This is a genomic window from Pedobacter riviphilus (genome assembly GCF_014692875.1).
GTDB lineage: Bacteria > Bacteroidota > Bacteroidia > Sphingobacteriales > Sphingobacteriaceae > Pedobacter > Pedobacter riviphilus.
In genome coordinates this window covers 4,981,234-4,995,389 of the sequence record NZ_CP061171.1, presented here as the reverse complement: position 1 = coordinate 4,995,389, position 14,156 = coordinate 4,981,234, and the positions used below count along the sequence as shown (strand labels likewise).

The window sequence follows — 14,156 nt, the reverse complement described above, 5'->3', positions numbered from 1 at the left end:
TTTTTTTAATTTTGAATGATTGAATTAGAGAATGACTGAGTTTAGATCTTTAATCCATTCTCTCATTCCATCCCTCTATCATTGAATCATTTATTTCTTCGGATCTAAAATATCTTTAATTCTGATGTTTAAATCTTCGTAATGTGCTTTGGTAATGGCATCGCCTGCTGCTGCCCTGGCTTTTGTAGTAGCTAATAAGGTTTTCAGTTCTGCTCTAACCAATGGCCTGATATCAGATAAGCCAACATTAATTGGTGTTAAACCATAACTTGCTGCATAATCTGCAGGAAATCCAACCGGAAGTTCGTTTTCTTTAGTCATCAGATCCTGTAAACGATCTACATAAGCGCGTTGTAAATTACGTTTAAATGCATCTGCTCTTCCTGCAACAAAAACCGATGACCTTAAATCAGTAAATAACTCGGGCAAAGTATATGCTTTTGCAGTGCCGTTTTTTGTTTCGTTATCTAACAAACGTGCAATACGGGATGCCGATAGCAGGTTCCCCAAAGTATTTGTTTGAACACCTTTAATCCGGTTTAAAAGTACTCCGTTATCGAATTTACTTAGTTGATCGTTACTGATTAACCAAAGTGGCGTAGTAAATAATTGTTGATTGAAGAAAGCAACAGCTTCTTTTTGTTTCGCCTTAGGCAAATAAGCGTAAACTGGTCCTTTTTGATCGTAGGTTTTAAAATTTTCGCTTAATCCACCAACGTTTGTGGCCACATGTCCCATATAACGGTTAAACTGGCCAACAATTTCGGTGTAGATTTCTTTTAAATCGCTGTAATCTTTTCCTTTTTGATAAGTCCATTTTTCTACGTTTGGAAGGATACGTTTTAAATTAGCAATACCATAAGTACTTGCTTTCATCGCATTGTCGCCTAAATCTTCGCTCTGCAAACGAGGATCTAATGATGTTCCCTGACGGCCATAGAAATATAAAGGATTACCCGCATTTTTTAATGTCCACTGATCTAAAATCTCTTTTTCCTGTTCTGCAGTTTTATTTCCAGGAATCCAAGAATATCCCCATTTCACTACCCATTTATCGTATTCTCCAATTTGCGGGTGAAGCTTGGTTACGCCATCGCCTGGTTGAGCGATGTAGTTAAAACGCGCATAATCCATAATGGATGGTGCGGTACCATGTTTATCTGTAAACGCTTTTGAACGTAACGAATCAACCGGATAAGCATAGCTTGAGCCAAAATTATGCGGTAAGCCTAAAGTATGACCAATTTCGTGTGAAGAAACAAAGCGGATCAATTCGCCCATTTGTGCATCGGTAAATTTAGCTTTACGCACTTCAGGATTAATGGCCGCTGTTTGTACAAAATACCAGTTACGCAGTAGATTCATTACATTATGATACCAGCCAATATGCGTTTCTAAAATTTGTCCGGTACGGGGATCGCTGATATGCGGGCCGTAAGCATTTGCAATATCTGAAGCAAAATAACGAACAACCGAATATCTAGAATCTTCTACACTAAACTGAGGATCCTGTTGTGGTGTTGGCGCTTCTTTACCTATAATGGCATTTTTAAAACCAGCAGCTTCGAACGCTACCTGCCAATCGTTAATTCCCTGAATCAAAAACGGCACCCATTTTTTTGGTGTCGCAGGGTCGATATAAATTACAATAGGTTTAACCGGTTCTACTAGTTCGCCACGTTTATAGGCATTTGTATCTTTCGGAACTAAATTCCAGCGGTGAATATAGGCTGTGCGCTCTGCCTTTTGTGCATTGCTTCCATAATCGATTTGAGATTGACCAAAAAAACCAACTCTGCTATCCATTATTCTGGCTTTTACAGGAGTTTTTGGCAATAATAACATCGACGTATTGAATTCGAAAGTAACCGCTCCATTACTATTATCTGTTGGAGATTCTGCTGCACGGTAGGTTTTAGCCGTTTTTACTTCAACATTAATAGGGAAAGTTTTTACCGTATCGATATAAGAACGTGTTGCATCGTACATGGTAACTTTATAGGCTTTACGGATTTGATCGGTAGCGCCGATTGCCATTACATCGCCATTATAAAAATCGGTAACATCAATCACAACCCCTGTTGTATCTTTATTATAAGCCTTAATTTCAAAGCTGGCTAAAATCTGTGCAAGATTGGAGTTTTGTACCGATTCGTACATATCGCTGTTCGGATCGGCCTTAGTTGAATAACTTGGTACGCGGATGTAAACCTGTTTGCCTCTGCGTTCCCATTTCCAAACCTGTTCGTTTAATTCTTCACCACCATACTGCTGGTTACCAACTTTTACACCTGCGGGTACTTTTGCCAGCCGCGTAACCACAAGCATTTCGCGGTTAATCATCGAATCTGGTATTTCAAAGTACCATTTATCGTCTACTTTGTGTGTTTTGAATAAGCCGTTTGTTGTTCTGGCTTTTGCGGTAATTACTTCAGAGAATGGTTTAATTCCTTCTTTTTTAGGTGCTGCTGCCGGGGCTGCAGGAGTAGCCCCTTTTGTTGTTTTAGATTTTTTCTGGGCATATGCCGAACCTGATCCAGCTACACCAAGTGCTACGATACCTGCGAGGGCAAGTACCTTAAAGTTTTTCTTCATGTGTATATAAAAGTTAGTTTGCTTGGCAATAAGAGGTTAAAGTTAAAGGCTTGTTACAGCACAATTCATTTGTAACTGGAAAATTACGCTTATCAGATCCTCTTTTCAAGGCGCACCACTTTAAAATAGACTTGATTATCCCTAAAAATTTCAAAGATTATATTTCTATCTGCTTTCGATTTAAACATCTCGGTAAGGTCGTTTAAAGAATAGGCATCGATGTTTTTAAAGTTTACGGCAATAATTTCATCATCAGGGCACAAACCTGCTTTTTCTGCCGGGCTATTTTCATCTATTTCTCCAATCATAACTCTTTTATACTCTTTCTGATCGAGATAAATCACCATCCCCACCATATCGTGTTCGAAAGGGGTTTTACTTAATCCATTGGGTTTAACATAAATAAAGCCATCCTGGTAGTTAAACTGGATATTAAATTTCCGAAGTAAATCGGCACCTAAATTACCGTTCCGTTTTGATAAATCGATCTTATCTGCAATACTCTTAAAATTAGGGAATCCGGCAACAACGTCTTTAAAAATATAACCTCCAACATTAAGTTTATCTACACGCCCAATATACCCTTTAATCTGCCCGCTAAGACTCATTCCTAAATTAGCTTTGATTTTTTTTTCTGGCAGTGGGAATTCGCTTCCCCTTAACATTTCGAGCGATAAAGCGTGACTGGCTCCGGTATCCATTAAAAACCGTGCTTCAACGGGTTTGCTGCCCGGAACATCAACTGTAGCTGATATATATGGTTTCTGGTTCTCTATTTCAATGGGTATTTTTTTTCCACGGTATTTAACCATAGCGTCGTGATCGTAAATAATCAGCCTATTTTCGCTATACCTTATATCAACAATAAAGCTGTTAAAAAAGCTAAAACCCAATAAGCCATAAATTTTCAGCCCTAAATGCCCCGATAGGTTAAAGAGATCTTCTTTTAAGATTGCCGTAGGTATATGTTCAATGCTTGCACTACCTACTTTAACATCGAGACTTTGAGAAACATAAGCCTCGACGGTTTCGATGCCCAGACCAGAGACCGTAATTTTACGGAGCATGCTAAAATTCAACGAATCGATAATAGATGGATCTGTAATAATCATGGGCCCAACTCCGGTGTCAAGAACAAAATCATATGGCCCTTTTCCATTTACATATACCGGAATAACCATTAGGTTTTTGATACACTTAAAAGGAATAGACTGTTTTTGGCGATTCCTTTTAAAAAGGAACTCTTGCCCAAACCCAGAAAAAGCAAGAAATATAAATCCCATGCAAATTGTCAGTTTACGTAAACAGATTATTACACCGGGGTTATACTTGGTTAACATTAAACTAAATTTAATAAATTAGTTGATAATTATGTCCCTAAATTTAGAACATGTTTCCCTTAAAAAATCATAATTTTATTTTTCTCGCATTTGTACTATCTATTTGTTTATTAATAAGTTGCTCAACCAATAAAATCATTTCAAAAAAAGTAGCTAAAGAATTTAAAAATTCGCAGGTGATTAAGCAATATCAGGTTGGCTTTGCGCTATATAATCCGACAGATAAAAAAATGATCTTTCAGAAAGATGCCGATAAGTATTTTACCCCGGCATCTAATACCAAACTTTATACTTTTTTTGCGAGCTTAAAAATGCTGCCAGATTTAATGCCTGCTTTAAGGTACATTGAGCGGAATGATTCGTTGATTTTTTGGGGAACCGGAGATCCAGCTTTTTTACAATTTGCAGTAAAAGACAAATCGGCTTACAACTTTCTCCTCTCCTCAAACAAAAAGCTGTTCTTTTCTGCAGGGCGATATTCGGGCAATTTCTTTGGCGATGGCTGGTCGTGGGATGATTACGATTATTATTATCAGCCAGAAATTACCGAAATGCCAATTATGGATAACATGGTTACTTCCACTTACGCCGGTTTGAATAAAATTAATATTGAACCAAAGGTTTTTGCCCCCTGTTTCGAAATAGATTCTACAAAGAAAACGGGCGGCTTTCAGGTAAGCAGAGATTTTTTAAGCAACCGCTTCCATTATCCGGCAGTTGCGGTAAAACCAGGCTACAATCAGCAAAACCCATATAAAACCAGTGCACAGGTTACCGTCGAAATATTAACAGATACTTTACACAAACCTGTTGGCATCATAAATCTAAAAATACCATCAGATGCTAAGACATTACCTGGCGCAAAGCGCGATTCGGTTTTAAAGCATATGATGCTGCCCAGCGACAATTTTATTGCCGAGCATTTGTTGTTGGTTTGCTCCAACCAGATTGGCGATACATTAAGTACAACAAAAGCGATTGATTACATTACGAAAAATTACCTTTCTTTTCTACCTGATAAAGTAAAATGGGTTGATGGATCTGGCTTGTCCCGTCAGAATTTATTTACTCCCCGTGATAATGTATACCTCCTTGATTCTATTTACAGATTGGTAAACAACCCGGAAAAGCTTTTTAATCTATTACCTGCAGGTGGTAAAAGTGGCACTTTAAAAAATGCCTACCCCAAAACCGACAAACCTTTTGTTTTCGGAAAAACAGGCTCGCTAGGGGGTGTTCATAATCAAAGTGGGTATGTACTAACAAAAAAGGGTAAAACATATATTTATTCTTTCATGAACAACAGCTTTATAAAACCAACTGCCGAGGTACGTGCAGAAATGGTGAGGATAATCACTTATATACACGATAATTTTTAAACGTATGCAGCATTAAAAAACACCTAACCTATGAAAAAAATCTACCTATTGATTGGCATTTCTAGCCTGCTTATCATGTCATCTTGTAAGAAAAACGATCCCATAACAGTTCCTACTGAACCTCCTATGCCTACTACACCATATGTGCCCGACAACAGTTTTAAAGTTATAAGCTATTTTCCCAGTTACCGTGATCCTGCCGGTGTTGCAGACTCGAAATTCAAAATGATTACGCACCTCTTTTATGCCTTTCTAAATCCCAATACAGATGGAAGTTTAGTGGCATTAGCACAACCTGGCCGATTTACAACCCTAATGCAAAAAGCGAGGGCAAATGGCGTAAAAACAGGTATTTCGATATCTGGCACGAAAAGTATTTTTGTAACCATGGCAGCATCTGCAACAGCCAGAAACCTGTTTGTAAAAAATGTACTAACTTTTGTTAAAACAAATAATATTGATGGCGTAGATATGGACTGGGAATATCCAAGTACCAGCGACGGATCGGCAGACAATTATGTGTTGTTAATGAAGGAGCTTTCTGATTCGCTGCACAAACACCATAAATTTTTAAGCGCAGCTATAACCCCGGGTGTATACGCAGGCAGTATTCGTGATGGATTAAAATCAGAAGTTTTCCCTGCTGTAGATTTCTTTAATATTATGGTTTATGATGGCATTGGTTGGGATAAAAATGAGCCTTTTCAACATGCATCGTACAATATGGCCGTTGCCAGTTTAAATTATTGGTTAAGCACGCGCGGTATGCCAAAGGAAAAAGCCGTTTTAGGCATCCCGGCTTATGGTAAAAACGCCAATAATTCGGCGAAGGCTTATCGCGATTTTGTAACCGCGGGTGCTGATGTAAGTTTAGATAATGCATTAATTGATGGCGTTCAATTTTACTTTAATGGAACAGTAACAACCAGGAAAAAAGCTAAACTGGCTAAAGATATGGCAAATGGAATCATGTTCTGGGAATTTTACCATGATGACAATGGCGATAAATCTATTATCCGTGCGGCAAATGATGAGCTTGGCAGAAACTACAATTAATATGAAGCTTAACTTTAAATCGATTGATCAACCCTTTTCTAACAAAATAAATATTGAGGGAAGCACCTATTTATATTTTGGGGGAACAGCCTATTTGGGCATTCCTCAAGATCAGGATTTCATTAATCTATATATCGAAGGGATTAAAAAATTCGGTTTAAACAACGGAACAAGTCGCACCAACAACATCCAATTAGGTATTTACGATGATGCCGAAAAAGTAGCAGCAGCTCGGTATGGAGCAGAAGCAGCCCTGATTACTTCGAGCGGCTATTTAGCTGCGCAGCTTACTGTTAAAGCCTTAGACAGATTGGGCAAAGTAATTTATGCTCCTACAGCACATCCATCCCTCTGGCTAGCAGAAAATCAAACCAGAAATTTAATACCGTTTAAAGCATGGGAACGGGAAACCATTGAAAGGATAAATGCATCCGAAGAAAAAACCTGGGTTTTGATCAGCAATTCGATGAACAATCTTATACCCGAAATTTATAATTTCGACTTTGTAAAAGAAATCAGCAGGGATAAAAATATAATCCTTGTTGTTGATGATTCGCATGGAATAGGCGTAAACAACAATGGCATGGGAGCCATTATTAATCTTCCCAAACAAGAAAACATCGAAAATGTGGTGCTTGCTTCTATGGCAAAAGCCTTAGGCGTAGATGCTGGTATTGTTTTGGCTTCAAATAAAATTATCCATCTGCTTAAAAACACAAATACTTTTATTGGTGCCTCCCCATCAACTGCAGCTGGCCTTTATGCGTTTATGCATGCAGAAGAAATATATAGCAAAGCTTTAAATAAACTAAAGGAAAATATGTTGATGTTTGAAACGGCATTAGATCTTTCCTGGAAATACGAATGGGGTTTTCCTGTTTATCTGCTGGGTGATGTAAATTTCTCACAACATCTTTTACAAAAGCAGGTCCTGATTTCGTCTTTTCCTTATCCGAATCCTACCGACGAAACCTTAAACCGTATAGTGCTTTCTGCCTGGCATGAAAAAGAAGATATTGAAAAATTAATCGCCGCTATAAATTTTTAACCTTTTCTTATCCAATTAATTTTCGAATATTTATGACATGAAAAAACTGTTCGTATTACTTTCGTTAACGCTACTCTTTGCCAATATAGTTTTTGCACAAACCACTAGTGTTTGGATTGTTAGACATGCAGAGAAAGATAAATCGAACCCACAGGATACCAACCCCAACCTTTCTGATGAAGGAAGAATCCGTGCAGGAGATTTAGCAACCTACCTAAAAAAGGTAAAGTTTGATGTTGCTTTTGCCACTCCAACAAAAAGAACACATCAAACATTAGATTCATTGGTGATTCCGAAGGTGATTGATTATAAAGACATCAAATCACTTGTAGATAGTATTAAAACCAATTATGTCGGCAAAACCGTTATTGTAGCGGGCCATTCTAACACCGTGCTGGAGATTATTGAAGCCCTTGGTGGCAAAAAGCCTAAAGATGAATTAACTGATGATGATTACGATTATATTTTTGAACTATCAGTAAAGGAAGATAAGGCCAGGGTAAAAATGGAACAATACGGGAGGCCGCATCATTTGTAGTTTGTAATGTCAGGTGTTACCAACTGACAATTGTTAAACTAAATATCAACAGATGGCAACATCTTACACTACGGATATATAGCCTAATAAAAATAATTAGCCTCAGGCTAATAGGAAATGATTGGTTCTGCGCATTTGGCTTTTTCAGCCCCGCTTTTGGTTCGAGCTCCGATGAAGGATCGGAAGCTCTTCCCGACAATCGGGTTTATTTAACTCAGGTCGGTGCACTGAAAACAAACTGTTGTTAACTAAACCAGACAGGAGCGAGCACGAGTGCAACGAAGTAAAGCGGATGGCAGGACTACAGCATCCATGAAATGCTGCCCCTTCATTTCCTAAAAACTAGAATGATTTATACCAACAACCTGAACTCAACGATTTGCTCTTTGCAATGACTAATGATCAAGATATGCATCACACCCAATGGACTTATTGACGAATGAACCAATAAACCCCTAAAGCTTCTCGAAGGGAATATCCATTAAATCGTACTTTTTCCACCCCGAGAAATCGTAGTGCCACCATTCATTTTCTAGCACATTCATCTGATACTTACCCATTATAGCGATCAGAAAATCGCGGTTTTTTTTTGCCTCTGACGATACATTTTTGTATTTCGCCGCAGCAGCAGCCAAAAAACTATCGTAAGGAGTTGGCATTGTTATTTCTTTGCCCGTTTTCAGATCAATCAAGGTTAAATCTACCGCACAGCCCCTGTTATGCTTAGACCCTTTCGATGGGTTAGCTACAAAATTTTTATCACTGGCTTTTTTATAAAATTCAACAGTTACAGCATAAGGCCGATAACCATCAAATATTTTTAAACCATAGCCTTTTTTATTTAATTCCTTTTGAATTTTTTTTAACGATTCTACTACTGGCTTTCGGGCAAAAGCTCTTGCCTGTTTATACATCACCTGCTGCATAAAATTATTATTGGTAGCATAGCGGATATCTAATTTGATATTGGGAATGGCTTTTTTAATTTCAACCAATTCGTTATTCGGATCTGTTTTTACCGATGCCAGATATTGATTATAGGAACCCACCACCACCAGTTTTTTTTCGGCAATGGGTTTATTTTGGGCGCTAACAACGACTGAGAGGAAGAAAAATAACGTAAAGAGATTGAATTTCATATAAAATGGTATTTGGCATATGTCATTACTGCTATAAGTCAAAACGATTGTCAGTCTGAGCTTGTCGAAGACCTTTACATTTAAATAACCAACAAAATGTCCTTCGACAAGCTCAGGATGACATTTCTTTCGTTTATCAATAGTCTCGTTACTGCAAAGTTTTACTGATTCGAAACGACCAATAATTCAAGATCCTTAAATGGCAGATTAAACATATCTGCCAGATCTTTATTGGTACAGTTACCCTGGTAAATATAAAGTGCTTCACGAATGCCCGGATTATTCCAAACCATATTCATTAAACCTCCGAATTCACCGATATCCAATAAAATTGGAGCAAAAATGTTCGTCAAAGCGTAAGATGCTGTTCTTGGCACACGCGAAGCAATATTTGGCACACAATAGTGGATTACATCGTATTTTCTAAATACGGGATTCGTATGATTGGTTACCTCAGAAGTTTCAAAACAGCCCCCTTGATCAATGCTTACATCAATTACCACCGAATGTGGTTTCATACGGGCAACCGTTTCTTCCATTACTATGCATGGGCTACGCCCGTGGGTAGCCCTAATAGCGCCTATTACGACATCGCAAGTTACAATGGCTTTATTTAAAACAATAGGTTGCATTACCGAGGTAAACACCCTACTGCCCAAATTATTCTGCAAGCGACGTAAGCGGTAAATAGAACTATCGAAAACTTTAACCTCGGCACCCAGTGCCAAAGCTGTTCGCGCAGCATATTCGCCTACTGTTCCAGCACCCAAAATAACGATTTCTGTTGGTGGAACACCAGTAAAGCCTCCTAACATTAATCCCTTACCACCTGTTACATTGCTCAAATATTCTGCAGCAATTAAAATAGAGGTCGATCCTACTATTTCGCTCATGGCACGTACCACGCTAAGTACATTACCTTCGTCGCGAAGATTCTCAAAACATAACGCATTAATTTTTTTATGCATCAATGCTTTTAGATAATCCTGCTTTAGCGTTCCGGTTTGTAAAGAAGAAATAAGCGTTTGCCCTTTATGCATCAAATCAATCTCTTCCAGCGTTGGTGGTGCAATTTTTACCAGGATATCTGCTTCGAAAACCTCTTTTTTGTTATAGGTTATTTTAGCACCTTGTTCGGCATATTCTGTATCGGTAAAATTTGCTCCCGTGCCGGCACCACTTTCCAGTACAACGCGGTGACCATTGTTTACCAACAAGGCGACAGAAAGCGGTGTTAAGGCAATTCTATTTTCCTGGAAAGAAATTTCCTTGGGTATTCCTATGTATAGGCTGTTTTTTTTATTTCTGGTTTCTAACTTTGCCTCTTGGGTTTGTAATAAACCCTGACGAGCTATATCGGCCATTCCTTCGCGTAATCCTGTAGCCATGTTGAATTAAAATTTTGATAGTTTTAGGTTGTTCAAGGTAAGGAAAATCTGTTAATTTATTGATAACTAATTGTTATACCTTCGAAAATCTGAATAATCTGCGGTTTTCATCCAACACATTAATCTCAATTTTAATAAGTTTTTCGGGTAACAATTCTTCCACCCGCTCTGGCCATTCTATTAAACAGACACCACCACCATAAAAATACTCTTCATAGCCCAAATCATAAGCTTCGTGAATATCTTTTATTCTATAAAAATCGAAATGGAACACCGGACCATTAGGACTTTCATATTCGTTAACAATAGAATAAGTGGGACTCGAAACCACATCATCAACACCTAAATGTTTACAGAATTTTTTAATGAAGGTTGTTTTTCCTGCGCCCATATCACCCTCAAAAATGAAGACTTTTTGGCCACCGGCAAAGTCTGAAAGCTGTTGTGCTACAGCAGGTAAATCGGCTAAACTGTTAACTTCAATATCCATTTTAAAAAAATAAAGGCAAAAGTAATACATAATTGCATTGCTTTTGCCTGATTATTTTGCGATTTGTGAGTCTGAGCCTGTCGAAGACCTTACCATCGTGACAGATCCTGAAATAAATTCAGGAGGACGGTCTTATTAAAAACGACTGAGCTCAAATCTAGTATCTCAATTCTCTTTTGTTACCTCGGTGAGTACGTTACCACTGGAATAATCATTTCTTCTAATGATATTCCTCCATGCTGGAAGGTTTCGTTATAATAATTCACAAACTGATTGTAGTTGTTTGGGTAAACGAAATAGCTATCCTCTCTTGCAAAGATATAACTGCTGCTGATGTTGATTTTAGGCAGCAAAGCATCATGAGGGTTTTTAATCAGAAACACATCTTTTGCATTAAAATTAAGGTTTCTACCTTGTTTGTATCTTAAATTGGTGTTTGTGCTCCTATCGCCAATTACTTTAACCGGTTTCTTCACACGGATGGTCCCATGATCAGTTGTAATAATCACTTTTACCTTTTTCTGAGATATTTTTTTCAGTAAGTCCCAAAGCGGCGAATGCTCAAACCAAGACAAAGTTAACGAACGGTAAGCAGCATCATCATTAGCCAACTCGCGGATCATCTGCATATCCGTGCGGGCATGGCTTAACATATCAACAAAATTGAATACAATCGCATTGAAATCGTTCTGTAACAAATTATTCGTCTGGTCTACCAAATCCTTTCCTTGTTCGAAAGTTAAGATTTTGTTATAGCTGAACTTACAATCTTTTCTGATGTTACGTTTAATATTATCGGCCAAAAAAGCCTCTTCGTGCATATTTTTCCCACCTTCATCATCATCGTTCTGCCAAAGCTGAGGGAAACGTTTCTCCATATCTAAAGGCATCATTCCCGAAAAAATGGCGTTACGGGCATATTGTGTGGCCGTGGGTAAAATACTGGTGTACATATCCTCCTCATCAATTCTGAAATATTCAGAAATTAAGGGATTGATGATTTTCCACTGATCGTACCTTAAATTATCAATGAGGATAAAAAAGACAGGTGTTGTCTCGCTAATATGCGGAAAAGCCTTTTTCTTTAACAACTCGTTAGAAAGCAACGGGGCTTTATCTTTTTCTTTAATCCACCCTAAATAATGTTCTTCAACAAATTTAGAAAACTGCGTATTGGCTTCTTGTTTTTGCATGGTTAAAATTTCATGCATCTGCGGATCGTCTAATTTTTCTAACTCAAGCTCCCAAAAAACGATCTTTTTATAAACATCAACCCACTCCTCATAATTCAGCCTATCTCCTAAGGTCATGCCTAAACGGCGAAAATCCTGTTGATAAGCCATAGAAGTTTTCTCGCTCACCAGGCGTTTGTTATCAATCAGTTTTTTAATGGTTAACAAAACCTGTTTCGGGTTTACTGGTTTAATGAGGTAATCGTCAATCTTGCTACCAATGGCATCCTCCATCAAATTTTCTTCTTCGCTTTTGGTGATCAGCACAACAGGAACATCTGGATTAAGGTTTTTAATGGCAGATAGTGTTTCGATCCCACTCATGCCTGGCATATTTTCATCCAAAAAAACCAGATCAAAATGGGCTTTTCCAAATGCTTCCAGCGCATCGTTTCCATTGGTAAATGTGGTTACATTATAACCTTTATCATTTAGTAATAATATATGAGGTTTTAATAAGTCGATTTCATCATCGGCCCATAATATTTTAGTTTCTTGCATGTTATTGTAAAAATAGGTAAGTATTGCCTTTTAATTTTGGCAGGTAAATCAAACTGTAAATAAAAATAGCAATTTTTGTACCGTATCTATCTATTTAACTATTTTTAACGATTGAACAAGAAGAAAATAATAAATGACCCGGTATACGGTTTCATTAGCATTCCGTCCGAATTAGTTTACGATGTGATCTCACATCCTTATTTCCAGCGTTTGCGTTACATCAAACAGCTTGGAATGACTCATTTGGTTTATCCTGGCGCTTTACATACACGTTTCCACCATGCATTAGGTGCCATGCATTTAATGAGTTTGGCCATCAATCTTTTAAGGAGTAAAGGTCATACCATAACCGATGGCGAAGAAGAATCCGCCATTTTGGCCATTTTATTGCACGATATCGGCCATGGTCCTTTTTCGCATGCGTTAGAACATTCTTTGGTAAGTGAAATTAGGCATGAAGATATTTCGGCAAAACTGATGCACGATCTGAATGCACATTTCGATGGACGTTTAACCCATGCCATTGAGATTTTTAACGGCACCTACCCTAAAAAATTTCTGCATCAATTGATTTCTGGTCAGTTAGATCTCGATAGAATGGATTATTTAAACCGCGACAGCTTTTTTACGGGTGTTAGCGAAGGTGTAATCAGTTTCGATCGGATTATTAAGATGTTTAACGTTTACGATGATGATCTGGTAATTGAGGAGAAAGGTATTTACTCTATCGAGAAATTTTTAATTGCCCGGAGACTGATGTACTGGCAGGTTTATCTGCACAAAACCGTTATTTCTGGCGAGATGATTTTGGTAAAATTATTAGAGCGTGCAAAAGAATTATCGGCTGCTGGAGCCGATTTATTTGCTTCACCATCATTAAATTATTTTTTGAAAAACGATATTAATGAGGCTAATTTCTTTTATCAGCACGAAAATCTCGAGCATTTTACCAACCTCGACGATCAGGATATTTATGCAGCCGTTAAGGTTTGGACCAAACATGACGATAAAATTTTGTCTACTTTATGTAAAATGCTTACTTCCAGAAATCTCTATAAAGTAGAAATGGGTAACGAAATGGCTAATCGCGACCGTGTAAACTTTTTGCAGGATGCCGCTGTTAATTTATTAGAAATCAAACCGGAAGAGGCCCGATATTTCGTTTTTACCGATTCTATTCAAAACCGCGCCTATAATGCAGGTGTTGGAAATATTAAGATTTTGATGAAAAATAACGATATTGTTGATATTGCAAAGGCCTCTGATTTGTCTAATCTGGAGTCGCTGCAAAAAACTGTAGAAAAATATATCCTCTGTTACCCCAGAGGGATTTAAGGTTATTTAACAAAATATTTAACTTTTGGTGCCGTTTTAAGTCTTATTATTGTGTAAAATATACACCCTTTAACCCGAGCAGGTTTTTTTGTTCATATCAATTTAACATATACCT

The 14,156-nt window shown here is 37.7% G+C and carries 11 protein-coding genes; 5 read left to right on the top strand and 6 right to left on the bottom strand.

Annotation, left to right across the window (positions count from 1 at the left end; translation table 11 throughout):
* Positions 1-90 precede the first annotated feature (90 nt).
* Both H9N25_RS20530 and H9N25_RS20525 read right to left on the bottom strand, forming a co-directional pair.
* The gene (locus H9N25_RS20530; protein ID WP_190327073.1) at positions 91-2,595 is read right to left on the bottom strand and encodes a zinc-dependent metalloprotease; all 2,505 of its coding nucleotides are present in this window, start codon (positions 2,593-2,595) and stop codon (positions 91-93) included.
* A gap of 92 nt (positions 2,596-2,687) precedes the next feature.
* Complete coding sequence (locus tag H9N25_RS20525; protein WP_190327072.1) at positions 2,688-3,776, bottom strand: aspartyl protease family protein; 1,089 nt, start codon at positions 3,774-3,776, stop codon at positions 2,688-2,690.
* A gap of 209 nt (positions 3,777-3,985) precedes the next feature.
* Between H9N25_RS20525 and H9N25_RS20520 the strand changes: the two genes are divergently transcribed.
* From H9N25_RS20520 to H9N25_RS20505, 4 genes are read left to right on the top strand one after another with little or no spacing between them, the layout of a single operon-like run.
* Entirely contained in the window at positions 3,986-5,314 is a 1,329-nt protein-coding gene (locus H9N25_RS20520; RefSeq protein WP_190327071.1) for a D-alanyl-D-alanine carboxypeptidase, read from the top strand.
* 30 nt (positions 5,315-5,344) lie between these two features.
* A complete protein-coding gene (locus H9N25_RS20515; protein ID WP_190327070.1) occupies positions 5,345-6,370 on the top strand; it encodes a glycosyl hydrolase family 18 protein in 1,026 nt (341 codons plus the stop codon).
* Position 6,371: 1 nt separating this feature from the next.
* Complete coding sequence (locus tag H9N25_RS20510; protein WP_167296617.1) at positions 6,372-7,418, top strand: aminotransferase class I/II-fold pyridoxal phosphate-dependent enzyme; 1,047 nt, start codon at positions 6,372-6,374, stop codon at positions 7,416-7,418.
* Between the two features lie 37 nt (positions 7,419-7,455).
* The gene (locus H9N25_RS20505; protein ID WP_167295961.1) at positions 7,456-7,956 is read left to right on the top strand and encodes a phosphoglycerate mutase family protein; all 501 of its coding nucleotides are present in this window, start codon (positions 7,456-7,458) and stop codon (positions 7,954-7,956) included.
* 455 nt (positions 7,957-8,411) lie between these two features.
* Here the strand turns inward: H9N25_RS20505 and H9N25_RS20500 are convergent, their stop codons facing one another.
* From H9N25_RS20500 to porX, 4 genes are all read right to left on the bottom strand, one after another.
* Positions 8,412-9,095, bottom strand: a complete 684-nt coding sequence (locus tag H9N25_RS20500; RefSeq protein WP_190327069.1) for a M15 family metallopeptidase — start codon at positions 9,093-9,095, stop codon at positions 8,412-8,414.
* A 161-nt stretch (positions 9,096-9,256) separates the two neighbouring features.
* Entirely contained in the window at positions 9,257-10,483 is a 1,227-nt protein-coding gene (locus H9N25_RS20495; protein WP_167295959.1) for an alanine dehydrogenase, read from the bottom strand.
* Between the two features lie 73 nt (positions 10,484-10,556).
* Entirely contained in the window at positions 10,557-10,973 is a 417-nt protein-coding gene (tsaE, locus tag H9N25_RS20490) for a tRNA (adenosine(37)-N6)-threonylcarbamoyltransferase complex ATPase subunit type 1 TsaE (protein ID WP_190327068.1), read from the bottom strand.
* A 179-nt stretch (positions 10,974-11,152) separates the two neighbouring features.
* On the bottom strand, positions 11,153-12,706 hold the full coding sequence (gene porX / locus H9N25_RS20485) for a T9SS response regulator signal transducer PorX (RefSeq protein WP_190327067.1): 1,554 nt from the start codon (positions 12,704-12,706) through the stop codon (positions 11,153-11,155).
* Between the two features lie 111 nt (positions 12,707-12,817).
* Between porX and H9N25_RS20480 the strand changes: the two genes are divergently transcribed.
* The gene (locus H9N25_RS20480; protein WP_190327066.1) at positions 12,818-14,041 is read left to right on the top strand and encodes an HD domain-containing protein; all 1,224 of its coding nucleotides are present in this window, start codon (positions 12,818-12,820) and stop codon (positions 14,039-14,041) included.
* The last annotated feature ends 115 nt before the right edge of the window (positions 14,042-14,156 follow it).

Excerpts from the sequence above, each read along its gene's own strand:
- porX (WP_190327067.1), bottom strand. The coding sequence starts at position 12,706 with ATGCAAGAAACTAAAATATTATGGGCCGATGATGAAATCGACTTATTA.
- H9N25_RS20505 (WP_167295961.1), top strand. The coding sequence starts at position 7,456 with ATGAAAAAACTGTTCGTATTACTTTCGTTAACGCTACTCTTTGCCAAT.
- H9N25_RS20525 (WP_190327072.1), bottom strand. The coding sequence starts at position 3,776 with ATGGTTATTCCGGTATATGTAAATGGAAAAGGGCCATATGATTTTGTT.
- H9N25_RS20515 (WP_190327070.1), top strand. The coding sequence starts at position 5,345 with ATGAAAAAAATCTACCTATTGATTGGCATTTCTAGCCTGCTTATCATG.
- H9N25_RS20510 (WP_167296617.1), top strand. The coding sequence starts at position 6,372 with ATGAAGCTTAACTTTAAATCGATTGATCAACCCTTTTCTAACAAAATA.
- tsaE (WP_190327068.1), bottom strand. The coding sequence starts at position 10,973 with ATGGATATTGAAGTTAACAGTTTAGCCGATTTACCTGCTGTAGCACAA.
- H9N25_RS20500 (WP_190327069.1), bottom strand. The coding sequence starts at position 9,095 with ATGAAATTCAATCTCTTTACGTTATTTTTCTTCCTCTCAGTCGTTGTT.
- H9N25_RS20530 (WP_190327073.1), bottom strand. The coding sequence starts at position 2,595 with ATGAAGAAAAACTTTAAGGTACTTGCCCTCGCAGGTATCGTAGCACTT.
- H9N25_RS20495 (WP_167295959.1), bottom strand. The coding sequence starts at position 10,483 with ATGGCTACAGGATTACGCGAAGGAATGGCCGATATAGCTCGTCAGGGT.
- H9N25_RS20520 (WP_190327071.1), top strand. The coding sequence starts at position 3,986 with ATGTTTCCCTTAAAAAATCATAATTTTATTTTTCTCGCATTTGTACTA.